The following is a 22,860-nucleotide window of genomic DNA, read 5'->3' as shown; positions in this document are numbered from 1 at the left end:
GCTCATTTGGTGTCGAGCAGGTCGTCCGCCTTGTTGCGGAACCGCTTGGTGGCGTACATCATGATGGCGGCCAGGAATGGCAGCACGCCCAGGGCAAAGACGCCTGCGGAGCCGGTGGAGTCAGCCGCGATCCCGTTGACGCTGGTGCGCAGGATGGGCGCAACAAAGCCGCCGAGGTTTCCGAGCGAGTTGATCAGGCCGATGCCTGCAGCTGCGGCCGTGCCCGTGAGGAACGCCGTGGGGTAGGACCACGCGATGGGGCCGATGGAGAGGAAGCTGCACACGGCCAGGGTGATGAACATGATGCCGAGCGCCGGGAGGTGGTTGGTGCCGGCCCAGGCCGAACCGAAGATGCAGAGGCCCGTGGAGATGAAGAGCCCGGTGCCCCAGACCCGGCGGCGGACCAGGGTGTTGGCGGCCTTGCCGATGAAGTAGCAAGCAAAGATGCCGAAGAACCACGGGATGGCTGCCATCAGGCCGACGGCGAGGCCCACCTTTTGGCCGGTCAGCTGCGCCACCTGCTGCGGCAGGTAGAACGTGACACCGTAAACGGCGATCTGCAGGCAGAAGTAGATGATGGTGAAGTACCAGACCTTGCCGTTCCTCATGGCCGCAAGGACGCCGCGGGGGCCGGTCTCTTCCTTCACCGTGTCCTCCAGCGCCATGACTTCCAGGAGCGCGCCCTTTTCGTCCTTGTTCAGGAACTTGGCGTCCTGCGGGCTGTTGATCAGGAAGAAGTATGCGGCGATGCCGGCCACCACTGCGAGCATGCCCTCGACGAAAAACATGACCTGCCAGCCCTGGACTCCGGGCACCTGGTCGCCGATGTTGATCAGCCAGCCGGACAGCGGTGCGCCCATCATTTGGGAGAAGGGCTGGGCCAGGTAGAAAATGGCGAACATCTTCACACGGACCTTGTTGGGGAACCACGCCGCCAGGAACATGATGACGCCCGGGAACAGCCCGGCCTCGGTGACGCCCAGCAGGAACCGCAGGATGATGAACGATGTCTCGCCCTGGACAAACGCGAAGCAGGCGGACACGATGCCCCAGGTGATGGCGATGCGGGCGAGCCACACCTTCGCCCCGAACTTGGTCAGGAGCAGGTTGCTCGGAATTTCGAACAGGGCGTAGCCGATGAAGAAGATTCCGGCGCCGAGGGCGAAGGCTCCGGCGCTAATACCTTTGTCGACCCCAAGGGCCGCTTCGGAGAAGCCTACGTTGGTGCGGTCCAGGAAGGCGACCACATAAAGGATCACCAGCATGGGCATAAGCCGGCGGGAAGCCTTGGAAATCGCCGATTTCAGGACCGGCGAGTCCAGGAGCTCCTTGGTGGATGTTGCGGATAGGGACATCAAAAACTCCTCTTTGAGTACATCAGATGCATGGGGTGCTGGGTTTCTAGAGCGAAAGCGCGATCATCATGGCCCCCGCAATGCAGGCAACGATGCCTACGGCGAGGTAGATCCGGCGTGCCCGGCTCCAGGACCCGGTGGTTTGGGCTGGTATTGCTGACGGGGGCCGCGCGGGTGAGAGCCGCGCCGGCCGGTTGCTGTTCTGTGCCAAGGCTGGCCTTCCTTAATGCATGTACAGTCCGCCGTCCACATTCAGCGTCTGGCCGGAGATGTATCCGGCGTCCTCGCTGATGAGGAAGGCGATGGCTGCTGCGATGTCCCGCGTGGACCCGACCCGGTTGACCACGAGGTCCTTCGTCAGTTCGTCCTTGCGTTCCTGGCTGAGGGTGCCGCCCATGATGTCCGTGTCGATCGGGCCGGGGGAAATAGCGTTGACGGTGATGTCGTACTCCCCCAGTTCCCTGGCCGTGGAGCGGGTCAGGCCGATGACGCCGGCCTTCGCCACGGAGTAAGGCGTTTTGGAGTACGTGCCGCCGCCGCGCTGGGCTGAGACGGAGGAGATGTTGACGATCCGCCCGATCCGGTTCTTCACCATGGACTCGGCCACCCGGCGGGTGGCGTAGTGGACGCCGTTGAGGTTGATGTTCAGAACGCGGTCCCATTCGGCCGCGTCCAGTTCCAGGTAGGGAACGGGGGAACTGACACCGGCAACGTTGGCCAGGGCCACGATCTGGGGCAGCGCAGCTTCCAACTCGTCGATGGCGGCCCGTACCTCCGCCTCGCTGGCGACGTTTGCACCAACGCCGTGGGCCTGGACGCCGTACTCGGCGGCGATCTCCTTGGCCGCGAGCTGACAGTCAGCGTCATCGAGGTCGATGATGCCGATGTTCCAGCCCTGGGCGGCCAGGTAGTTGGCGGTAGCGCGGCCGATGCCGCGCTCGGAAACTGCACCGGTAACAATGGCGGTGCGCTGTGCGGGAAAACTGCTCATGGTTGCTCCTGGGGAAAGATGGAAGGTGCTAGCTGATGGGCGCGGGGCCGAGGTCTTCAATGAGCTTTTGCATGGCGACATAGGCCTTGTTGCGGTAGGCGATCAGCTCGGGTGTGCGCTCTGCCGGGACGTTGAGGAAACCCGCTCCGGTCTTGGTGCCGAGTTTTCCGGCCTCCACCAGGTCGGTGAGGATCTTCGGCGTTGCGAAGCGCTCGGGGAAGTCGGTCTGCAGGGACTTGTAGCAGAAGTTGTACACGTCCAGCCCGGCCATGTCCGCAATCGCGAACGGTCCGAAGAAGGGCAACCGGAAGCCGAAGGTGGTGCGGACCAGGGTGTCCACGTCATCCGCCGTCGCGATGCCCTGCTCCACCAGCTGCGCGGCTTCGTGGAACAGCGCGTACTGCAGGCGGTTGAGCACGAAGCCGGTGACGTCCTTGACTACAGCTGTCTGCTTGCCCGCGGCATGGACCAGGTCGCGTACGATGCCGACAGTAGCTGCCGAGGTCCCGGCGTGCGGGATGATTTCCACGCCGGGGATGAACGGTGACGGGTTGGAGAAGTGCACGCCCAGGAACCGTTCCGGGTTTGTCACCGGCTCGGACAGTTCGGCGATGGAGATGGTGGAGGTGTTGGAGCCGATGATGGCGTCCGGCCTGGCGGCGGCGCTGATGCGGGCCAGGGTCTGGTGCTTGATGGTGATGACTTCGGGGACGGCTTCCTCGATGAAATCCGCGTCCGCCACGGCCTCCTCGATGTCCTTGGCGGCCCACAGGTTCTGCTTCAGGATTTCGGTGGAACCCTCCGGGAAAAGGCCGTCGGCAACAAACTGGTCCGATTCCGCGAGGAGTCGTTCATAGTTGCTTTGTGCCACCTCGGCCGACACGTCTGCGAGTGCCACTCGTGCCCCGCCGAGGGCCAGGACCTGGGCGATCCCGCCGCCCATGTAGCCGGACCCGACGACGGCGATCCTGCGGCCGCTGTTTGCATCCGCTGCGGCGGGGGTGCTTGTTGTTTCGCTCATGTTCAGACTGCCTTTGTGTAATCGGGTTCGTAGGAGCAGATGGCGTCCACCTTGGCGGCGGAGGCTGAGGTTTCGTCGAAACGGTAGTCAAGCCATTCGCCCACCAGTTTCTTGGCCAGTTCAAGGCCGATGACGCGCTGGCCCATGGTGAGGACCTGGGCGTTGTTGCTCAGGACGGAGCGCTCAACGGAGTATCCGTCGTGGGCGGTGACAGCACGGATGCCGGGCACCTTGTTGGCGGCGATGGCGACGCCCAGACCGGTGCCGCAGATCAGCAGGGCACGGTCCGCCTCGCCGTCGGCCACTTTCCGGGCAGCATCGACGGCGACATGCGGGTACGCGGTCGTGTCGTTCGCACCGACGCCGACGTCCAGGACGGACGCCACGCGCCCATCTGCCTCCAGCAGCGCCTTCAACGCATCTTTGTATTCAACACCGGCTTCGTCGTTGCCGACGACGATGCGCCAGCCTTCGTTTGTGGTCATGCTGGGACTCCGTTTCCGGCCGCAGCGGCCAGGTCTGAATCGGGGGTCAGTTGTAAATCGATGTAGTGCGAGATCCGGGCGGCGATCAGTCCGAAGGAGACAGCACCGGGATCGGGGTGGCCGAGGCTCTTTTCCGCCAGCGGGCGCGCCCTGCCCTTCAGGGGCCGCAGCCCGGCCGTCCGGGATGCCGCGGACTCAGCTGCCGCGGCGGCTGCCGCCAAGGCCCTGTCGACGGGAGCTCCGCCCTTGAGCTCTGCCAGGAATGCGTCCCGGAACGGAAGCAGTGCGTCCACCATCGTTTTGTCCCCGGCGTCGGCCTTGCCGAGTTCGGTGATTGCGCCGGCGAAGGCCTTCACCGCGGCGGCCGCGTCGGAGGCGTTGTAGCTTTCCTTATTGCCGAGTGCATGGCCGGTTGCGATGACGGCGGAGCCCCAGAGTGCGCCGGAGGTACCACCAGCGCGTTCACTCCAGGCCTCCCCGGCAACGGCCAGGATCCGGGCCAACGATGAACCGGAGGCAGCTTCGGCCGCTGCGGCCGCGGCCTCCACACCGCGCCGCATTCCGATGCCGTGGTCACCATCCCCTGCGATTGCGTCCAGCTTGCCGAGTTCCTCTTCATGCTCGACGACGACGTCCCGCACCTGGGCGAGGACCGCCACGGCTTGCCGGCCGAGCTCCGCCGCTGCGGGGGCGGGCTGTTCGACATTGGCCGTTTCGGCGTCGTCGATCTCCGCCTTGGCGCGGGGTGCCCGCGGCGTCATGCTCCCCTTGCGGAAAGCCGGCGTGTCGGCGGGAGCGGCCCAGTACTGTTCGAGTTCCCCGTCCAGCCAGAGCAGGGTGAGGGACAGCCCGGACATGTCCAGGCTGGTGACCAGCTCGCCGCACTCCGGTTCAACCACAGTCAGGCCGGCGGCGGTGAGGAGCTTTTCGATCTTTCCGAAGAGCAGGAACAGCTCGTCGTATTTCACTGTCCCCAAGCCGTTGACGATTGCCACTACGCGGTCGCCGGCGTCTTCCGGTTTGTCGTTGAGGAGCTTCGAGACCAAGAGTTCGGCGAGCTCTGAGGCGGTGGGCATGGGGTGCTCGGAGATTCCGGGCTCGCCGTGGATGCCCAGGCCCAGCGACATCTGGCCGGACGGGACGTGGAACAGCGGATCGGTGGCGCCGGGAAGCGTGCAGCCGTCAAACGCCACGCCGAGTGAACGCGTGCGGTGGTTGGTCTTGATGGCCAGCCGCTCGACGTCGTCAAGGTTCAGGCCTGCTTCCGCGGCAGCACCGGCGACCTTGAAAACCGTCAGGTCCCCGGCGATGCCGCGCCGTTTCTCGAGCTGGTCGATGGGTGCGCTGGCAATGTCATCGGTCACGGTGACCGTGCGGGTTTCGATGCCCTCGGCGTTGAGCCGGAGCTGGGCCTGGCCGAAGTGCAGGACATCGCCGGCGTAGTTGCCGTAGCTGAGCAGCACCCCGCCACCGGCGTTCGCCGCCTTGGCCACGCGGTAGACCTGTCCGGCCGCGGGCGAGGCGAACATGTTGCCGCAGGCCGCAGCGGTGGCAAGGCCGGGGCCCACCAGGCCGGCGAAGGCGGGGTAATGTCCGGAACCGCCGCCTACCACCAGGGCCACCTGGCCGGCCGGAACTTCGGTGGAGCGGACCACTCCGCCGTCCACCCGGGCTACATATCCCCGGTTGGCTGCCACAAAGCCGTCGAGTGCTTCATCCGCAAAGTTGGCGGGGTTGTCAAAAATCTGGGTCATGGTTCCTCATTGAATCCTTGGTGGTGGAGCGGTATCCGGGTTCCAGCGCCCGGCTGCAGTCAGACGGTGCTGAGTTCAGGGGTGGACGGCTGCTGCCGCCCCTGGGCCACCTGGCTCCGGCCAAGTGCGTAGCCGTCCGTCTTCGGGAGCACATGGCGGCGCAGGTATTCCTGGTTGCTGGCGGTCACGCTGAGGCCGTCCCCGCCGTAGTGCTCGGTGCAGAGGATGCCCTGGAAGCCAACGGAGAGGGCAAGCTTGAAGGCCTCACGGTAGTTGATGAGGCCGTTTTCCATCGGAGCCGGCATCGTGACGTACACGTCGCGGGCCACGTCCTCGTCCCGGATGTAGTTCTTCATATGCCAGTAGTTGGAGTAGGGCAGGGTCTTCGCCACCATCTCGCGCCAGTCCTCGATGGGCCGGTGGAGCCGGATCAGGTTGCCGAGATCGGGGTTGAGTCCAACGTTGGCCAGCCCGATGTCCTGGACCAGCCGCACAGATGCATCCGCGGTGCCAAGGTAGGTGTCTTCGTACATTTCGAGCGAGAGGAGGATGCCTACCTCTGCGGCGTGCCGGCCAAGCTCGCGGAGGCGGGAGACTGCATTGTTCCACGCTTCCTTGTCCCCCACCGGATCCTTGTGACCTTCGACCGTCCAGAACCACAGCTGCTTTTGCTGCTCGGGCGTGATCGCCTGGTGGAGTCCGAATGACACAACCTCGCAGCCCAGTTCCGCAGCAGCATCGATGGTGCGGTGGCTGTAGGCAAGATTGGCTTCCCAGTTGCCTTCCTCGATGACGCTGCGGCGGATTGCAGAGATGACCGGTGTGCCGATGCCCACCTCTTCGGCTGTCTGCTTGAACTCGGCAAGGCGATCCTTGCCGAGGTCGCCCGGACGGACCCAACTGTCAGTGAGGTCCGCGTTCGCGAACCCCGCTTCTTTGACCTCAGTCAGCACTTCGGCCCATACGGAAGGTTCTGCCTCATTGACGTGCACCCCGGCGGCGTCGGTAGAGGGGAACTGCAGCAACGCTGCTGTGATCGGCCAGTTGTCTGCTGTATAGCTCAAGTGTCTGCTCATTTCGTGGATCGTCTTTCCTATAGGATTTACTATCGAGGAAATGTTGTCAAGATCACGTTGTTAGAGGAGGGTGCCGGAGAGGAGCGCCAGCCGTGCGGGGCGGTTTTTCGATTTCCGGGTTCAGGCTTGAGGCCGGTTCAACTTTCCGGGGCGGCGGCGATCGCCCTCGACCGCACTTGTTGAATGTGCGCCGCCATGGCTGCTTCTGCTTCACCGGGATCACCGGCGGAGATAGCCTTCAGGACGGCTTCATGCTCGGCTATGGCGCATTCCGCGTCAGTGATGCCTACTCCCCCGAAAAGCCGGAACCGCTGGACCTGGCCGCCGAGAGCCGAATACGCGGCTTCCATGAACTGGTTTCCGGTCTGCCGCGCAATGAGCTGGTGAAACCGCTCGTCGGCCTCCAGATAGTCTTTGAAGTCGGCGAAGGCCGGTCCCCGCGGAGCGGACTTCAAGTCCCGAACGGCCTTTTTCAGCTCCGCCAGGCCTCCTTTGTCCATGCGTTCGCAGGCAAGCCGGGCGTTGACCGGCTCGATGGCCAGCCTTGCCTCCATCAGTTCGGCAAAGTCCTCACGGGTGAAGACCGGGGCCACCCGGTAGCCTTTGAGCGCCACCCGGCGGACCATTCCGGTGTGCTCCAGCCGGGCAAGCGCTTCGCGGACCGGCGTCGGTGAAAACGTCGAGGTCCCTGGCAGTTCCGTCGATGCTGACTACCGACCCCGGCGCCAGACGGCCATCCATGAGGGACGCCAGGAGCTCGGTGTAAACGTGATCAGCCAGCACCTGGCGGTTTACAGCGCGGCCGGAACGGCGGGAAGCCACCTGGTCCGGTGGAGTGGCATCAGTGCTGCCGGAGGCTTTCTGCATGGTTAAATCCTATAGGGTTGCCCGGATCTGCAGTTGACCGGCGATGACATAAACGCCGCTGACGCAAACGGCGATGGCACAAAAAAGCCCCGGCCGGGCTGACCCGGCCAGGGCTCCTTGATGTCGCTGTCCTGGGACTATGCCAGCAGGGAAGGCTTCAGCTGCTGCAGCCGGCCGAGCAGGCCGTTAATGAACTGCGGCGACTCGTCGGTGGAGAGCGTCTTGGCCAGCGCCACCGCTTCACTCACCGCCACGCCGTCCGGGACGTCGTCGTTGTACAGGAGCTCCCAGGTACCTATCCGCAGGATGATGCGGTCCACCGACGGCATCCGCTCAAGACTCCAGCCCTGCGAGTAGGTTTCGAGGAATTCGTCGATCGCAGCCTGCTGGGACAGCACGCCTTCAACGATTTCCAGGGTGTAGGGGTTGATGATCTGGTCTGTCTTCTCCCGGCGCGCACGAAGCACATCGAAAGCCGAAACCGAGCGCTGCTCGGCTTCGAAAAGGACATCCAGGGCCCTGTTTCGGGCTTTACCGCGGGCGCTCACTACTCGCTGACCCGGCCAAGGTAGCTGCCGTCGCGGGTGTCTACCTTGACTTTGGTGTTGTTCTCGATGAACAGCGGGACCTGGATCTCGTAGCCGGTTTCCAGGGTTGCGGGCTTGGTGCCGGCGGAGGAGCGGTCGCCCTGCAGGCCGGGCTCGGTGTAGGTGATTTCGAGGACAACGCTCGGCGGCAGCTCGATGTAGAGCGGGTTGCCCTCGTGGATGGCGATGTTGACCATCTGGTTCTCAAGCATGAAATTGGTGGCGTCGCCAACGGTCGCACCGGAGACCGTGATCTGGTCGTAGTCGGAGGTGTCCATGAACACGAAGTCCGCGCCGTCCTGGTAGAGGTACTGGTAGTCGCGGCGGTCCACGGTGGCGGTCTCGATCTTGAGCCCGGCGTTGAACGTCTTGTCCACGACCTTGCCGGACATCACGTTGCGCATTTTGGTCCGCACGAAGGCGCCACCCTTGCCCGGCTTGACGTGCTGGAATTCGATAATGTTCCAGAGCTGGCCCTCAAGCTTCAGGACCGTTCCGTTCTTGATGTCGTTAGTGGTTGCCACTGGTTTCCTCTGGTTTCTTTGTCTGGGTCACGTTGTCAGACGTTGTATGCCGGGCGGGCACGCCAATCGGCTCGCCAGCGCGTGTTTGTCAAAAATCGGGTCTCGAAAAAATTCAAGTACCATTCTACCGGTAAATCGGGGGTGCCCCGGGTATGGTGTCCGCCGGAGGGCGTCAGCAGGCCAGGTCCAGCACGTCCCGGGGCGCGCTGGAGGGCCACGGTGGAGGAGTAAATCAGGGCGGCATCAGCAGATTCGGCCACCCGCAAATCCAGGGCACGGGCAAAGGACTCAACGGCGGCCGAGGTCTGGCCGGCCGTGTACTGGGTCTTGCCCAGGAACTGCAGGACCAGTGCCTCACGGGGTGTCCCCTGTACTTCGACGAGCAGCTGCCGGAACAGCTCCACGGCCCGGTCCAGGCGGTTGGAAACCCGGAGCACTTCGGCTTCGAACGCCCGCAGTTTGAACGATTCGGGATCCTTGAAGCGCGCTTCGGCCAGCAGTTCGGCAGCTTCAGCGGCGTGCCCTTCGACCAGCAGGACAAAGATGTGGTCTGCCGGGTCGCTGGAGACCGCCAGCGCTTCCCGGCACGCGTCCTCGTTCACGATTTCCGGCAGCAGTGATTCGGGGTTAATGCGGATACCCGGGAACCCGGCCTCGGGCCAGTCCGTGGTGCCTTCCATGTCGCCCTGCATCAGGAAGCAATTTCCTGGTAGGCGGCGAACAGCAGCGACGTGTCCGGGACATCCAGGATCCCCGGCTTGGCCACGCCGTCAAGGACAACGAAACGCAGCAGGTCGCCGCGGGACTTCTTGTCCCGCCGCATGCCGTCGAGCAGGCCCTGCCAACGGTCCTTCCGGTAGGTGACCGGAAGCCCCAGCCCGTCCAGGATGCTGCGGTGCCGGTCGGCGTCGGCATCGTTGAGCCGCCCCACGCTGCGGGCAAGCTCGGCGGCGAACATCATGCCCACGGAGACAGCGGCCCCGTGGCGCCAGGAGTACCGCTCCACCAGTTCGATGGCGTGGCCCAGCGTGTGGCCGTAGTTCAGGATCTCGCGGAGGCCCGACTCTTTGAGGTCCTCCGAGACAACCTTCGCCTTCACGGCAATGGCCCGCTCGATGAGCTCGCGGAGGGCATCCGACTGCGGGTCCGCCACGGCTTCGGGGTCCTTCTCAACAAGGTCGAGGATGGCGGGGTCGGCGATGAATCCGCACTTGATGACTTCCGCCATTCCCGAGATGATCTCATTCCGGGGCAGGGTGTTCAGCGTATCCAGGTCTGCCAGGACGGCGGCCGGCGGGTGGAAGGCCCCCACCAGGTTCTTGCCTTCGGCAGTGTTGATGCCGGTTTTCCCGCCCACGGAGGCGTCCACCATGCCAAGCAGGCTGGTAGGCATGTGGATGACTTTGACGCCGCGGAGCCAGGTGGCGGCAACGAAGCCGGCAAGGTCGGTGACGGCTCCTCCCCCGACGGCGACAATCGCGTCGGAGCGGGTGAAATCGTTCTGCCCCAGGACCTGCCAGCAGAAGGCGGCCACCTGGATGTGCTTGCCTTCTTCGGCGTCGGGAATCTCCGCCGTCAGCGAGGTGAATCCGGCCGCGGCAAGCTCGTCACGGACGGTGTCGCCGGTGAGCCGGAGGGCGCGGGGATGGATGACCAGGACCCGCCGGACCCGCTCACCGAGCAGGCCGGGAAGGTCTCCGAGCAGTCCCCGCCCCACCACCACGTCGTAGTTGTTGGCGGCGGATTCGCCGGTGACCTTGATGACTGTTGATTCGGCGCTCACTTTTCAACTTCCTGTTTGGCAGCTGCGTAGTCCCGCAGTGCTGCTTCCAGTCGGCGTCCCAGCTCGGAAACCGAGCCGTGGCGCACGTCCAGGGTAATATCAGCCAGCCGCTCGTAAACCGGCTTGCGGGTGGCGAACATGGCTTTCCAGCGGCCCATCGCGTCCCCTGCGAGCAGCGGCCGCACCGAGTTCCGGGCGATGCGGCCGGCAACGGTGTCAGCGTCGCACTCGAGGTACACCACGGTGCAGCGGCCAATCAGCTGCTGCGTACCGGAATCGAGCACCGCGCCGCCGCCCAGGGAGATGACGGTGATGGTGCCTTCTGCGGCTTCGACCACGTCGGCGACTGTCCGCGCCTCAATCTCGCGGAAAGCATGCTCGCCACGGCCGGCGAAGATATCTGCGATGGATCCGTGGGCAGCGACGATGACGGCGTCGGTGTCCACGAACGGGGCACCGAGCTGCTGGGCGAGCTGGTGACCGATGGCGGATTTGCCGACGGCCATGGGCCCGATGAGAACCACCGGACGGCCCGCGGAAAGGGTGTTGTTGCGGTGCGGCACTTACTGGCCGATCGAGTCCAGGGACGCCGGGATGTTGTCCAGGTAACCCTTGATGTTCCGTGCGGTTTCCGCCACGGAGTCGCCGCCGAACTTTTCGCTGACAGCCTCCGCCAGGACCAGCGCCACCATGGCTTCAGCCACAACGCCGGCGGCCGGTACGGCACAGACGTCGGAGCGCTGGTGGTGGGCCTTGGCAGCCTCGCCGGTGCTGACGTCGATGGTCTTCAGGGCGCGGGGCACAGTGGCGATGGGCTTCATGGCTGCGCGGACACGGAGCACGTCACCGATGCTCATGCCGCCCTCAATGCCGCCGGCCCGGTTGCTGGTGCGGATGATGCGGCCGTCGGCGTCCTTGACGATTTCGTCATGGGCCGCGGAGCCGCGGCGTGCGGCGGTGAGGAATCCGTCGCCGACTTCCACGCCCTTGATCGCCTGGATGCCCATCAGGGCGGCGGCCAGCCTGCCGTCAAGCCGGCGGTCCCAGTGGACATAGCTTCCCAGTCCCGGCGGGAGTCCGTAGGCGAGGACCTCAACAACGCCGCCCAGGGTTTCGCCCTCCTTATGGGCTGCATCTACCTCGGCCACCATAGCGTCGGAGGTTTCGCGGTCGAAGCAGCGCAGCGGGTCAGCGTCCAGGGCCAGCACATTGGCCGGTACTGGCAGCGGGCGTCCCTCGGGGACAGTGACACTGGCGATGGACACGGTGTGGCTGACGAGTTCGATGCCGAGGTGCTTCAGGAACTGTGCGGCAACCGTGCCGAGGGCCACGCGGGTGGCGGTTTCGCGGGCGCTGGCGCGTTCCAGGACGGGGCGGGCTTCGTCGAACCCGTATTTCTGCATCCCGGTGAAGTCGGCATGGCCGGGGCGGGGCCGCGTCAGGGGCGCGTTGCGGGCCTGGTCGGCGAGTATTTCAGCGTCAACGGGATCGGAAGACATGATCTGCTCCCATTTGGGCCATTCGGTGTTGCCTACCTGGATGGCCACGGGACCGCCCTGCGTGATTCCGTGCCGCACGCCGCCCAGGATGGTCACCACGTCCTGTTCGAACTTCATGCGTGCGCCGCGTCCGTAGCCCAGGCGCCGGCGGGCCAGTGAATCGGCAATGTGCCCGCTGGTGATTTCCACACCGGCGGGGACGCCTTCAATAATTCCCATCAGAGCCGGACCATGGGATTCACCGGCAGTCAACCAACGCAACATATTTTCCATCCTGCCACGTATGGCGGTTACAACGCCCGTCGGGGAAGGCCGACTGCGTCACACATCACATCTATGACGGATGCGTTAACTTCCTCTTCGAGCCGGCTGAACAGGCGGACCTGTTCCACGGCCTGGTACAGCAACATTTCAAGACCGGGCACTACGGCGCCGCCGCCGGCCTGCCAGACGGACGCGATCAGGCTGGGCCAGGGATCGTAGGCCACATCCAGTAAAACACCGGGCGTGGGGGTCTTCAGGGCGGCGATTTCGGCGGCCAGCCCGTCCGCAGCGCGCGGCGGCAGGGTGGAGATGACGACGTCGGCAGCAGCCGTAGGTGCCGCGGCTTCCGTCATGGGCTGCACGTCCACGTCGATGCCAAGGCTGTCCGCAGCGTTACGGACATCCGCGGCGCGTGCGGGATCGCGCACGAAGATGCGGGCCGAACCCGCGCCGAGTTCCTTCAGGGCCGCCACGGCGGCTGCCGCCGTTCCGCCCGCACCGAGGACCACGGGTGCTTCCGGTGTGCGGGCGCCCGCGTGCCGGACCGCGTTTACGATTCCGGCAACGTCCGTATTGGACCCGACGGTCCGGAAGCCGCTCCCGTGCTGTTCGAAGGACACCGTGTTCACAACACCCAGGGTCCGGGCCACGCCGCGGACCTCATCCACCTGAGCCACCATGGCCGCCTTCAAGGGCATGGTGACGGACAGTCCGCGCCAGCCCGGCTGGTCCCGGACCTGGCGCATCAGCGACGGCAACAGTTCCTCGGTGACGTCAATGGCCGTGTAGCTGATGCCGACGCCCAGCCTGCTGTACGCCGCGTGGTGCAGCGCCGGCGATTTGGAGTGGCTGATCGGGTGGCCCAGGACGGCTGCCCGAAGACTCATGTGCAGCGGCCGACGTTTGCCGTGCACCAGGCGTTGTACTGCTCAACGTAGCCGTTGTGCTCCGCCAGGGTGCGGGAGAACTTCGTCTCCTTGGTGTCGAGGTTGACGGTCACCCAGTACAGGTAATCGTTGGCCTTTGGCCTGGCGGCAGCATCGATGGCCGTTTTGCCCGGCGAACCGATGGGGCCAGGGGGCAGGCCGGGGTTGGCATAGGTGTTGTAAGGGTTCGACTTGTCCTGGCGCTGCTCGTCCGTGAAGTTGAAGCTCCTGGTGCCAAGGCCATAGGTCACGGCCGAGTCCACCTGCAGGAACCCGCCGGTCTGGTCATTGGGCTTCAGCCGGTTGTAGATGGCACCGGCCACGTCGCCGTAGTCCGCCTGGCCGCCCTCTGCCTGGACGATGCTGGCGACAACCACGGCTTCATACTGTTTGGCCGGATCGGTAATGCCCTGCGAGACAAGCTCGTCAACGGTGGTTTTCACCAGAGACTGAAGGATGTCCTTCGCGGAGGTGCCGAGCGGGTAGCGGTGCTCCCCCGGCGCCAGGAACCCTTCCAGGTTCTTTGCGCCGGCGGGCAGTCCGAACTCGGCCGGCTGGTCGCTGAGGGCCTTCAGATCCTGGATGGAGACTCCGGATCCTTCCGAGATGGCCTGGAGTGACTCGCCAATACGGAGCCCGGCACTGAGGGCAAAGTAGATGACCTTGGTCTTGTCTTTGCCGAGCAGCACGTTCACGGCGTCGCTGTTCTTCATCTCGGTTTTGAAGGTGTAGTCGCCCGGGGCGAGCGTCCCCCCGGAGGCGGTGAACGCCTGCAGGAAGGTATCGGCGTTCGCGACCACGTGTTGGCTTTCCAGGGCGCTGGCCACCGCTCGCGTGCCTTCGCCATTTTGGACGGTCACCACAACTTCCCCCGTTCCGGGGCCCGGGAAATCGCTGGGCTTGTCATTGCCCAGCAGGGGCTTGAGGAACTGTGCGCCGACGGCGACTGCAGTGACAAAAACTGCAAGGGTCAGAAACAGCGCCAGCAGCCTGCGGCGCCGACGGACCTTTTTGGACGGCTTGGCCACTACCGTTGCGGCCGCAGGGCCGGGCAGGAACTCGTGGTGCCCGTCGTCGTGCCCGTCGTCATAGTCCGCATCCTCGTAGTGCCCCTGGCCGTAATGCCCGTCGTGATGAAGGGTCTCGTCATGAGGCAGGCCCTCGTGGTGGCCGTGACCCTCTGCATAGTGGACGCCGCCGTCGTAGTGCATGTCCGCTGCGTGCTGGTGCCCGGCCAGGGCCGGCTCGTAGGAAGCGTGGACGTCCTCGTGAGGAATCGCCTCATGAAGCTGGGTAGCAGGCGCATCCGACGCGTGGGTGTGGTGATGTACGTCGGCTTCCACCGGCTGCTCAAAGGAATGCGGAGCGGACTGCGGCTCATCCTGATGGACATCCTGGATGGACGGCGGTGCTGCCGGAGCGGCCGGAACGGGCTGCTCTTCGGGGACCGGAGGAGCCGAGGCGGGCTCTTCGCGAGCCGGAGGGGCCACCGCGGCTGGCGGCTCGGCGGGTACGGGCGGCACGTCGTGTCCTGTTTCGTACGCCTGTTCGTACGCCTGCTCAGGGACGGTGCCCTGAAGCCCGGTGTTCGAGGTCTTCTCCCGCGCCCGGATTTCCTTGCGGGTCAGCGGCCTCGCTGCCCCGGCGTCCAAGGGGCCGGAAGCGTCGTCAATGTTGGCAGGGCTCACTGTTGCCTTCCATTATCTGGAGATCGGTGCGTGGCCTCCGGGGCGACGCGGACAGAGTTATCCACCTCGTTGGCCCCCGGATCCACGGAAGGGGAGGGCGCGGTTACGCGTCGGCCGACATCCGTTCCCCTGGCTTTCTGCATGTCGAGGGCGTGCTGAAGGATGCCTGCCGCCGCGACCTGATCAACTACTTTACGGTGGTTCCTGCTGCTCATGCCAGCTTCATGGAGGTTCCGGTGCGCCGTGACGCTGCTCAGGCGCTCATCCACCAGGTTCACCGGGACGGCCAGAGCCCGCGCTGCCAGCTCTGCCGCCAACAGCCCGGCGTAGTCCGTGGCCATCCTCGCAGAGGCGTGCTCTTCACCCTTCATGGTGCGGGGCAGGCCAACGATGACCTGCACTGCACCAAGTTCCTGCACCAGGTTGGCGATGACCCGGATATCGGAGTTCTTTTTCGGGTTCCGGTCCAGCGTTTTGTAGGGAGTAGCCAGGATTGAGTCACGGTCGCAGATGGCCACACCCACCCGGACGGTGCCGACGTCGATCCCCAGTTTGACGCCCTGGGGGCTGCCGCCGGCCGCTGTTGGATTGGTCATCGGTGCCTTATCGCCGCGCGATGGCGTCCGCGACGGCTGCCAGTGCGGGGGCTACCTTGGTGGCGTCGGTTCCGCCGCCCTGGGCGACGTCGTCCTTGCCGCCCCCGCCGCCGCCGAGGATGCCTGCGGCGAGCCGGACCAGGGCGCCTGCCTTGACCCCGGCGTCCCGTGCAGCCTCGTTCGTGGCTACCAGGATCATCGGGCGGTCGTTGGCAACGCCGGCCACGGCCACGGTTGCCGCAGCCGAGCCCAGGCGGTTCCGGAGGTCCAGCGCGAGGCCGCGGAGGTCGTCCGCGCCGCTGATCTGGCCGGCATCATGCGCGATGACGCTGACGCCCGAGGCATCCTTGGCGCTGTTGACCAGCTGGGCCGCCGAAGCCGCCAGCTGTTCCTTGCGGAGGCGGTCCAGCTCCTTCTCCGTGGCCTTGAGCTTGGCCAGGGTGGCAGCGATCCTGTCGGCCAGCTGGCCGGACGGAACCTTGAGCATGTCCGTCAGTTCATTCACGAGGGCGCGCTCGGCGGCAAGGTGGCGGAAGGCGTCCATGCCGACGAAAGCCTCCACGCGGCGGTTTCCGGAGCCAACGGACTGTTCGCCCAGCAGGGAGAGGCTGCCGATCAGTGAGGTGTTGGCCACATGCGTACCGCCGCAGAGCTCACGGGACCACGCGCCGTCGATTTCCACAACACGCACTTCGCTGCCGTAGTTCTCGCCGAAGAGGGCCATGGCGCCCAGGGCCTTGGCCTCGGCAAGTCCCATCACCTTGGTTTCCACGGAGAAGTTGTTGCGGATGGCGAGGTTGGAGACCTCTTCGATTTCGGAGCGGGTTGCCGTGCTCAGGCCCTCGCCCCAGGCGAAGTCGAAGCGCAGGTAGCCGGCCTTGTTGAAGGACCCGCGCTGGGTGGCTTCCGGCCCGAGGATCTGGTGCAGCGCCGCGTGCACGATGTGCGTGCCGGTGTGCGCCTGCTCGGCGGCATGGCGGCGTTCGCGGTCGACGGCGGCCCGGACCAGTGAGTCGGCGCCGATCTCGCCTTCCCGGACAATCGCCTTGTGCACGCTCAGGCCCTTCAGCGGGCGCTGCACGTCGAGGACCTCGACGACGAAACCGTCACCGGTGATTAGCCCGGTATCAGCCGCCTGGCCGCCGGCTTCTGCATAGAACGGGGTCTCGGCGAGCACCAGTTCGATCTCGTCCCCCGTGGAGGCCTGCTGTACCGGCCGTCCTCCGGTGAGGATGCCGCGGACGCGCGATTCGCCGTCGAGCTCCGTGTACCCGGTGAAGACCGTCTCGCCCTGGCCGAGCAGTTCCTGGAACGCGCTGAGGTCCGCATGGCCGCCCTTCTTGCCCTTGGCGTCGGCCTGGGCGCGCTGGCGCTGCTCCTGCATCAGGTTGCGGAAGGCAGCCTCATCCACCTTGAGCCCGGCTTCCTCAGCCATTTCCAGCGTGAGGTCGATCGGGAACCCGTAGGTGTCGTGGAGGGCGAAAGCGTCGGCGCCGGACAACGGCTTGTTGGCGGCCTTGGATTCCTTGACGGCGTCCTCGAGGCGGGCAGTGCCGGAGGCGATGGTGCGCAGGAAGGCCTTCTCTTCGGCATAGGCAATCCGGCTGATCCGGGCGAAGTCGGTTTCGACCACGGGGTAGACGCCCTTCATGGCGTCCCGGGAGGCGGGCAGCAGCTCCGGCAGGCAGGCCTGCTCGACGCCCAGGAGCCGCATGGAACGCACGGCACGGCGGATGAGCCGGCGCAGGACGTAGCCGCGGCCCTCGTTGGAGGGGGTCACGCCGTCGGAAATCAGCATCAGGGCCGAGCGGATGTGGTCGGCCACCACGCGCATGCGCACATCGTCAGTGTGGTGGGGATCGTCCGGAGTCTCGGCGGATGTGTATTCCCTGCCGGAGAGCGCGGCCGCCCTGTCGATGACGGGACGGACCTGGTCCGTTTCGTACATGTTCTCGACACCCTGCAGGATCATGGCGAGGCGCTCCATGCCCAGGCCGGTGTCGATGTTGCGCTTGGGCAGCTCGCCCACAACATCGAAGTCTTCCTTCGAACGGACGTTCTCGATCTGGTACTGCATAAACACGAGGTTCCAGATTTCGATGTACCGGGTCTCGTCCGCCAGCGGGCCGCCCTCAACCCCGTAAGCGGGGCCGCGGTCGTAGTAGATCTCGGAGCAGGGACCGGCCGGCCCCGGCTGGCCAGTGTGCCAGTAGTTGTCCGACTTGCCCATCTTCTGGATGCGTTCGGCGGGAACGCCGGTGTTCTTCAGCCAGAGGTCCTTGGCTTCGTCGTCCTCTTCGTAGACGGTCACCCACAGCAGTTCCGGCGCGAGGCCGTAGCCCCCGTCGTCAACGCTCTTGGTGAGCAGTTCCCAGGCGAACCTGATGGCGTCTTCCTTGAAGTAGTCGCCGAAGGAGAAGTTGCCGCACATCTGGAAGAAGGTGCCGTGCCGTGCGGTTTTGCCCACTTCCTCGATGTCGCCGGTGCGGATGCATTTCTGCACGCTGGTGGCGCGGGAGTAGGGGGGTTCCTCGCGGGCTGTGAGGTAGGGAATGAACGGAACCATGCCGGCAACCGTGAACAGCAGCGAGGGGTCGCTGGAGACCAGCGATGCGGAGGGAACCGCCGTGTGGCCCTTGCTGACAAAAAAGTCCACCCAGCGCTTTGTGATCTCCTGCGACTTCATGAGCTGTTTACTTACCCTTCTTGGTCCACGCCGATGCGCGGAAGTTCGTTCACTTGGCAGTTCCGTGGGGACCGTTGCTGCCGGTTGGTTCTAAAGTGCTGCGGCCGGACCGCTGCCTGGTTGGTTGCCGGGTCAGCGCCGGGCGGGCTCCCCGGAGTCCACCCCGAGGGCGGCACGGAGATCGGTTTCCCGCTCGAGCATGCCCTCACGGAGGGCGTCGGCAAAGTCGTAGATGCCGTCGGTGAGCCGGCCCACTGCCCGGTTGAGGCCCTGGGGGCCGAGCGTGGACTGCATGCTGGCCTGCGCTTCAGTCACTTTACGGAAGGCGATGACACCGATGGCCACGCCGATTCCCATCCAGACAAGTCGTTTCATTTCAGGTTCTCCGGGGTTCAGCGGCTGCGGCGGCCGGCAGCGGGTTTCTTGCGGTTGGCCAGTGCGGTGCGGACGCCGTAGCTGAACGCTGCCACCTTAATGAGCGGCGAGCCCACGGTCGCGGCAATCAAAGAGGACAAAGCGGACAGGTTCGCCGAGGCATCCGAGACGTTGGACGAGATGCCGTCCACCTTTTTCAGCTGCTGGTTGGTGGTGGACACGGTAGCGGTGACCTCGTCCATCAAGGGCGTGGCGCCGTCGCTCAGTGACCTGATGGACGTACGCACCTCGTCCAGGACTTTGCCCAGCTTCAGGATGGGCACTGCCAGCAGCAGCACCAGGAGCGCAAACACTCCGGCAGCGATCAGGCCGGCAATATCGCCACCAGACATAGACGTTTCATCTCCTCGAAATTCTGTGGTTCATGCCATCGGCGGATGCTTCGTGAAGCCCATTGCCGCAGATGTCCCCCAAGTACCTTACATACAAAGAAGCCCGCGGCGCTTGCCACGGGCTTCTTTGTATACGCTGCTGGGATTTAGCGTGCGTAGAATTCGACGACGAGCTGCTCTTCGCAGGTCACCGGGATCTCGGTGCGCTTGGGGCGGCGGACCAGGCGTGCCTGGAGGGCCTCCAGCTTGACGTCCAGGTAAGCGGGAACGGTGGGCAGGACGTCGCGGTGGGCGCCTGCTGCTGCAACCTGGAGCGGAACCATGGTTTCGCTGCGGCTGTGGACGTGGACCAGCTGGCCCTCGCCGACGCGGAACGACGGGCGGTCAACGCGGATGCCGTCAACCAGGATGTGGCGGTGCACAACGAGCTGGCGGGCCTGGGCGATGGTGCGGGCGAAGCCGGCACGCAGGACCAGGGCGTCAAGACGCATTTCGAGCAGTTCGATGAGGTTTTCACCGGTCAGGCCCTTGGTGCGGCGGGCCTCTTCGAACGCACGGGTCATCTGTGCTTCGCGGATGCCGTACTGGGCGCGCAGGCGCTGCTTTTCGCGCAGACGTACGGCGTAGTCGGAGTCCTGCTTCTTGCGGGCACGGCCATGCTCACCGGGGCCGTACGGGCGGCGCTCCATGTACTTGGCGGCCTTGGGGGTCAGAGCGATGCCGAGGGACCGCGAGAGGCGGGCCTGACGGCGAGCACGAGTGTTGTTAGCCACTTGTGTCCTTCCAATATCTGCGGTGTGTCAGTGTTACTGGCCTCCACGATGGAGAGCATCGGCCAACCGCTGCCTTTTGCTACTGGGCGCAGGGCACAACCTTCTCAACCTAAAATTGGGGAGATTGTGGGTCCGCGCCTTGCCAGACAAACATCCATCCTACCATGGTGGTCACTTGCCCCGGACAATCTTCCGCAGCCGCTCCAGCCGGACGGCGATGTCCCGTTCGGCGCCGTTGGCTGTGGGCTGGTAGTAGTCCCTCCCCACGAGGTCGTCCGGCGGGTACTGCTGGGCGGCCACTCCGTGCGGGGCGTCATGGGCGTACTTGTAGCCCACGCCGTGGCCCAGCTGTTTGGAACCCGGGTAATGGGCGTCCCTCAGGTGCGCGGGAATGCCGTTGCCCAGCCCCGCCCGGACGTCCGCGGTGGCCTTGTTGATGCCCATGTATGCGGCGTTGGACTTCGGCGCCGTGGCCAGGTGCACCACGGCCTCGGCCAGGATGATCCGCCCCTCCGGCATCCCGATCAGCTGCACAGCCTGCGCCGCGGCCACTGCCGTTTGCAGGGCGGTGGGATCAGCCATCCCCACATCCTCGGCGGCCGAGATCATGATCCTTCGGGCCACGAAGCGCGGGTCCTCCCCCGCTTCAAGCATCCGGGCCAGGTAGTGGAGGGCGGCGTCCACATCAGACCCTCGGATGGACTTGATAAAGGCGCTGATGACGTCGTAGTGCTGGTCGCCTGCGCGGTCATAGCGCACGGCTGCGACGTCCAGCGCGCGTTCGGTGTGCTGAAGGTCGACGGCGACCGGCCCGTCTCCGGCATCGTCCGCGTCTCCGAACGCCACGCCGGCGGCCGCCTCCAAAGCGGTCAAGGCACGGCGCGCGTCCCCGCCGGACAGCCTGACCAGGTGGTCGAGCGCTTCCTCGCTGAGGTTTACCTTCCCGTTCAGGCCGCGGGGGTCACTGACAGCGCGCTGCAGGAGTCCTTCAATATCCTCGTCCGTCAGCGGACGAAGGGTCAGAAGGAGTGAGCGGGACAGCAGCGGTGAGACCACGGAGAAGGAAGGGTTCTCCGTGGTTGCCGCGACCAGTACCACCCAACGGTTTTCCACGCCCGGCAACAGGGCATCCTGCTGCGCCTTGTTGAAACGGTGGATCTCGTCCAGGAACAGGACCGTAGTTGTTTTGTAGAGGTCGCGGGCGGTGAGCGCCTCGTCCATGACGCGCCGCACGTCCTTGACGCCGGCGGTAATGGCCGAGAGTTCCACGAACTTCCTCCCCGGCCCGCGGGCAATCACGTGCGCGAGGGTCGTTTTGCCGGTTCCCGGCGGGCCCCAGAGGATGAGCGAGGTGGGCCCCGCGGGGCCGGATGTGTCCGCTCCGGCCCCGGCGGCCAGCTGGCGGAGGGGCGATCCCTGCCCGAGGAGATGCTGCTGGCCCACTACCTCGTCCAGGGTACGGGGACGCATCCTGACGGCGAGGGGGCCGCGGGGGGAGGCTTTGCTTCCTCCCCCGGCAGTCCGGCCGGCGGTCGGTGCAACATCGTCGCCGTCGTCGTCATTACCGGGCCCTTGCCCGAAGAGATCATCCACATAGATAGGCTACTTCCAGTCGTTCGGCTTTCCCGCCGAAGCCGCCGCCCAGCGAAGGATGCCGCATGCCCGCACATACCGCCGCCGGAGGAGAGCGCAAGCCCTCCGTCCGTACGGCTTATGTTCCGGGCGGCCGCCTTCCTGGGTGGGCGGAGAGGTTCGGCGCTTCACACAACGGCTACCAGCTGAAAGATGACGACGACGGGCTGCACCTTCTGGCGGCCGACGGCGCCGAAGCGCTCCTTCAGGCTCCCTGGCCGGTGGACGGCCGCCCGGGCCGCGGCCGTGACGAACTTGAAAGGCTCTCATCCCTCGCGTCCCAGCCGCGCAGGCTGGGCCTTCTCCTGGTGCGGCGTGGCGGGTACGGCGTGGCGGTCGTGAATGAGGGCGTGGCCCTGGCGTCCAAGGTGGGCTCGACGTATGTGCAGTCCAGGACCGCCGCGGGCGGCCAGTCGCAGCAGCGGTTCGCGCGGCGCCGGTCCAACCAGGCGGACGCGCTGGTCGAAACTGTTGCTGAGCAGGCGCTCCGGGTGTTCACCGGCGGGTCATTCGAATATGTGGTTCCCGGCGGCGACAGGGCACTGGCGGGTCTTGTGCTGGACCACCCGGCCCTTGCCCGCTACGCCGGGCTCCCCCGGCTGGCCTACCTTGACGTCCCGGATCCTAAGGCCGCTGTGCTGCGCAAGGCCGCCGCCGATGCATGCGCTGTCCGGATCCAGGTGACCGACCCGCGCCCATAGTCATCCACAACCATGCATCCACATCTGGGACTCCGCCCTGGCAGGGCAGCCAGGTCAGCAACGGATCAGCAGCCGGTCAGCGCCCGGCGGGGTCTTTGCTGGCGGTAAAGGTAGCGGCCGGACTCCTCAAATCCGGCGCTGCCGTACAGCTGCCGGGCTGCCTGATTGGCCGCCGTAACCAGCAACCAAAAGTCGTCGAGGCCGCGGGCGGAGCCTTCGGACAGCAGCGCCTGGAGCACCGCTGACGCGTAACCGCGCCTGCGCTGCGATGCAGACGTGGCCATGCAGTAGATCCCACCGGTCCCCTGCACCATGGCGAGGCGCCCGACGGCGGCGGGGACGCCGTCGTCGTCCCTTACCAACGCGTACACCGAGGGGCACCCGGTCAGGATGGCACGCACGGTGTCCAGTTCCTCCGCGCCGCCGCGGCCGTCCACGCTCCACCACAGGGCCAGCCATTCGTCGTCGGGCTGGTCCAGGAGTTCAACGTTTGCAGATGCTGGGGGCAGGGGTTCAGTGCCTGCCGGCCGGGACAAAATAAGGGTCTCTGACTGCCGCGTGAAGCCCTGATCGTCCAGGAAGTCGTTGAGGCCGGAGTTGGCATCCGTATCCGTTACCTGGAAGATCAGGGGCAGCCGCCGCTGCCGGTACCACTGAACCGCCTCGCGGAGTGCGTCCGTGGGGTGTTCGGCAGTCTTCCGCGGCCATACGGAATTGGCGCGTTGGGTGACACCGGCCGCAGCGCGGAGGACCCACTCCCCCGTGTCGTGGCGCTCCAGGGAAGGCCAGGCAGAATCCAGCAGCGGCTCGTAGGCGCAGGCTTGCCGACCCGCATGGATGGGGGACACGGGTTTCCTCCTCTGTAGTTAAGCCTGAAGGCCCTCC

Annotated in this window: 22 protein-coding genes and 2 pseudogenes; 1 reads left to right on the top strand and 23 read right to left on the bottom strand. The window is 65.6% G+C overall.

Annotation, left to right across the window (positions count from 1 at the left end):
• Positions 1–2: 2 nt before the first annotated feature.
• From QF047_RS08785 to QF047_RS08680, 22 genes and pseudogenes are all read right to left on the bottom strand, one after another.
• Positions 3–1,355 carry an MFS transporter gene (locus QF047_RS08785; RefSeq protein WP_306633754.1) on the bottom strand — a complete coding sequence of 451 codons (1,353 nt, stop codon included), beginning with the start codon at positions 1,353–1,355 and terminating at the stop codon, positions 3–5.
• A gap of 46 nt (positions 1,356–1,401) precedes the next feature.
• Complete coding sequence (locus QF047_RS08780; protein ID WP_307275732.1) at positions 1,402–1,566, bottom strand: hypothetical protein; 165 nt, start codon at positions 1,564–1,566, stop codon at positions 1,402–1,404.
• A gap of 12 nt (positions 1,567–1,578) precedes the next feature.
• Positions 1,579–2,346: an SDR family NAD(P)-dependent oxidoreductase gene (locus QF047_RS08775; protein ID WP_307275730.1), complete on the bottom strand. Its 768-nt coding sequence runs from the start codon at positions 2,344–2,346 to the stop codon at positions 1,579–1,581.
• Between the two features lie 28 nt (positions 2,347–2,374).
• A complete protein-coding gene (locus QF047_RS08770; protein WP_307275727.1) occupies positions 2,375–3,367 on the bottom strand; it encodes a 3-hydroxyacyl-CoA dehydrogenase family protein in 993 nt (330 codons plus the stop codon).
• Positions 3,368–3,369: 2 nt separating this feature from the next.
• Positions 3,370–3,852: a ribose-5-phosphate isomerase gene (locus QF047_RS08765; protein WP_307275725.1), complete on the bottom strand. Its 483-nt coding sequence runs from the start codon at positions 3,850–3,852 to the stop codon at positions 3,370–3,372.
• Positions 3,849–5,606, bottom strand: coding sequence for a dihydroxyacetone kinase subunit DhaL (dhaL, locus tag QF047_RS08760; protein WP_307275717.1), 1,758 nt, complete (start codon positions 5,604–5,606; stop codon positions 3,849–3,851). Before dhaL ends, QF047_RS08765 begins: the two co-directional genes overlap by 4 nt.
• A 59-nt stretch (positions 5,607–5,665) precedes the next feature.
• Entirely contained in the window at positions 5,666–6,670 is a 1,005-nt protein-coding gene (locus tag QF047_RS08755; protein ID WP_306639063.1) for a sugar phosphate isomerase/epimerase, read from the bottom strand.
• A 149-nt stretch (positions 6,671–6,819) separates the two neighbouring features.
• Positions 6,820–7,549 (bottom strand): annotated as a pseudogene (locus tag QF047_RS08750) (GntR family transcriptional regulator).
• A 137-nt stretch (positions 7,550–7,686) separates the two neighbouring features.
• Positions 7,687–8,097, bottom strand: a complete 411-nt coding sequence (gene nusB, locus QF047_RS08745; protein WP_079596206.1) for a transcription antitermination factor NusB — start codon at positions 8,095–8,097, stop codon at positions 7,687–7,689.
• On the bottom strand, positions 8,097–8,660 hold the full coding sequence (gene efp, locus QF047_RS08740; RefSeq protein ID WP_142037103.1) for an elongation factor P: 564 nt from the start codon (positions 8,658–8,660) through the stop codon (positions 8,097–8,099). The genes nusB and efp overlap by 1 nt, the downstream gene beginning before the upstream one ends.
• A 172-nt stretch (positions 8,661–8,832) precedes the next feature.
• A pseudogene (locus QF047_RS08735) lies at positions 8,833–9,352 on the bottom strand (tetratricopeptide repeat protein).
• Positions 9,352–10,443 (bottom strand): 3-dehydroquinate synthase, encoded by a 1,092-nt coding sequence (gene aroB / locus QF047_RS08730; RefSeq protein WP_306633774.1) that lies wholly within the window; start codon positions 10,441–10,443, stop codon positions 9,352–9,354. The pseudogene QF047_RS08735 and the gene aroB overlap by 1 nt, the downstream one beginning before the upstream one ends.
• Positions 10,440–11,006: a shikimate kinase gene (locus QF047_RS08725; protein WP_307275712.1), complete on the bottom strand. Its 567-nt coding sequence runs from the start codon at positions 11,004–11,006 to the stop codon at positions 10,440–10,442. The genes aroB and QF047_RS08725 overlap by 4 nt, the downstream gene beginning before the upstream one ends.
• Positions 11,007–12,206, bottom strand: coding sequence for a chorismate synthase (gene aroC, locus QF047_RS08720; RefSeq protein ID WP_307275710.1), 1,200 nt, complete (start codon positions 12,204–12,206; stop codon positions 11,007–11,009).
• A gap of 26 nt (positions 12,207–12,232) precedes the next feature.
• A complete protein-coding gene (locus tag QF047_RS08715) occupies positions 12,233–13,093 on the bottom strand; it encodes a shikimate dehydrogenase (RefSeq protein WP_307275707.1) in 861 nt (286 codons plus the stop codon).
• Positions 13,090–14,820, bottom strand: coding sequence for an endolytic transglycosylase MltG (gene mltG, locus QF047_RS08710; RefSeq protein ID WP_307275705.1), 1,731 nt, complete (start codon positions 14,818–14,820; stop codon positions 13,090–13,092). The genes QF047_RS08715 and mltG overlap by 4 nt, the downstream gene beginning before the upstream one ends.
• Entirely contained in the window at positions 14,817–15,416 is a 600-nt protein-coding gene (gene ruvX, locus QF047_RS08705; RefSeq protein ID WP_306633784.1) for a Holliday junction resolvase RuvX, read from the bottom strand. The genes mltG and ruvX overlap by 4 nt, the downstream gene beginning before the upstream one ends.
• 7 nt (positions 15,417–15,423) lie before the next feature.
• Complete coding sequence (alaS, locus tag QF047_RS08700; RefSeq protein ID WP_307275698.1) at positions 15,424–18,102, bottom strand: alanine--tRNA ligase; 2,679 nt, start codon at positions 18,100–18,102, stop codon at positions 15,424–15,426.
• 132 nt (positions 18,103–18,234) lie between these two features.
• Positions 18,235–18,477 (bottom strand): hypothetical protein, encoded by a 243-nt coding sequence (locus QF047_RS08695; RefSeq protein ID WP_307275695.1) that lies wholly within the window; start codon positions 18,475–18,477, stop codon positions 18,235–18,237.
• 17 nt (positions 18,478–18,494) lie between these two features.
• Complete coding sequence (locus tag QF047_RS08690; RefSeq protein WP_306633788.1) at positions 18,495–18,869, bottom strand: DUF948 domain-containing protein; 375 nt, start codon at positions 18,867–18,869, stop codon at positions 18,495–18,497.
• 146 nt (positions 18,870–19,015) lie between these two features.
• Positions 19,016–19,642, bottom strand: coding sequence for a 30S ribosomal protein S4 (gene rpsD / locus QF047_RS08685; RefSeq protein WP_306633790.1), 627 nt, complete (start codon positions 19,640–19,642; stop codon positions 19,016–19,018).
• 171 nt (positions 19,643–19,813) lie between these two features.
• Complete coding sequence (locus QF047_RS08680; protein ID WP_307275689.1) at positions 19,814–21,235, bottom strand: replication-associated recombination protein A; 1,422 nt, start codon at positions 21,233–21,235, stop codon at positions 19,814–19,816.
• A 65-nt stretch (positions 21,236–21,300) separates the two neighbouring features.
• Between QF047_RS08680 and QF047_RS08675 the strand changes: the two genes are divergently transcribed.
• Positions 21,301–21,975, top strand: a complete 675-nt coding sequence (locus QF047_RS08675; protein ID WP_306633795.1) for an acVLRF1 family peptidyl-tRNA hydrolase — start codon at positions 21,301–21,303, stop codon at positions 21,973–21,975.
• 65 nt (positions 21,976–22,040) lie between these two features.
• On the opposite strand, the gene QF047_RS08670 is transcribed toward QF047_RS08675, so the two are convergent.
• Positions 22,041–22,823: a GNAT family N-acetyltransferase gene (locus tag QF047_RS08670; protein WP_307275682.1), complete on the bottom strand. Its 783-nt coding sequence runs from the start codon at positions 22,821–22,823 to the stop codon at positions 22,041–22,043.
• Positions 22,824–22,860 lie beyond the last annotated feature (37 nt).

Origin of the sequence: Arthrobacter sp. W4I7 (assembly GCF_030816215.1) — a bacterium.
GTDB classification, from domain to species: Bacteria; Actinomycetota; Actinomycetes; order Actinomycetales; family Micrococcaceae; genus Arthrobacter; species Arthrobacter siccitolerans_A.
Note: the sequence above shows the minus strand (reverse complement) of the source record. Positions and strands in the feature narration are given on the sequence as shown.

Bases quoted from the DNA above. Each gene is read 5' to 3' on its own strand.
- QF047_RS08785 (WP_306633754.1), bottom strand. From the start codon at position 1,355: ATGTCCCTATCCGCAACATCCACCAAGGAGCTCCTGGACTCGCCGGTC.
- QF047_RS08775 (WP_307275730.1), bottom strand. From the start codon at position 2,346: ATGAGCAGTTTTCCCGCACAGCGCACCGCCATTGTTACCGGTGCAGTT.
- QF047_RS08770 (WP_307275727.1), bottom strand. From the start codon at position 3,367: ATGAGCGAAACAACAAGCACCCCCGCCGCAGCGGATGCAAACAGCGGC.
- QF047_RS08765 (WP_307275725.1), bottom strand. From the start codon at position 3,852: ATGACCACAAACGAAGGCTGGCGCATCGTCGTCGGCAACGACGAAGCC.
- dhaL (WP_307275717.1), bottom strand. From the start codon at position 5,606: ATGACCCAGATTTTTGACAACCCCGCCAACTTTGCGGATGAAGCACTC.
- aroC (WP_307275710.1), bottom strand. From the start codon at position 12,206: ATGTTGCGTTGGTTGACTGCCGGTGAATCCCATGGTCCGGCTCTGATG.
- QF047_RS08715 (WP_307275707.1), bottom strand. From the start codon at position 13,093: ATGAGTCTTCGGGCAGCCGTCCTGGGCCACCCGATCAGCCACTCCAAA.
- ruvX (WP_306633784.1), bottom strand. From the start codon at position 15,416: ATGACCAATCCAACAGCGGCCGGCGGCAGCCCCCAGGGCGTCAAACTG.
- alaS (WP_307275698.1), bottom strand. From the start codon at position 18,102: ATGAAGTCGCAGGAGATCACAAAGCGCTGGGTGGACTTTTTTGTCAGC.
- QF047_RS08695 (WP_307275695.1), bottom strand. From the start codon at position 18,477: ATGAAACGACTTGTCTGGATGGGAATCGGCGTGGCCATCGGTGTCATC.
- QF047_RS08690 (WP_306633788.1), bottom strand. From the start codon at position 18,869: ATGTCTGGTGGCGATATTGCCGGCCTGATCGCTGCCGGAGTGTTTGCG.
- QF047_RS08675 (WP_306633795.1), top strand. From the start codon at position 21,301: ATGCCCGCACATACCGCCGCCGGAGGAGAGCGCAAGCCCTCCGTCCGT.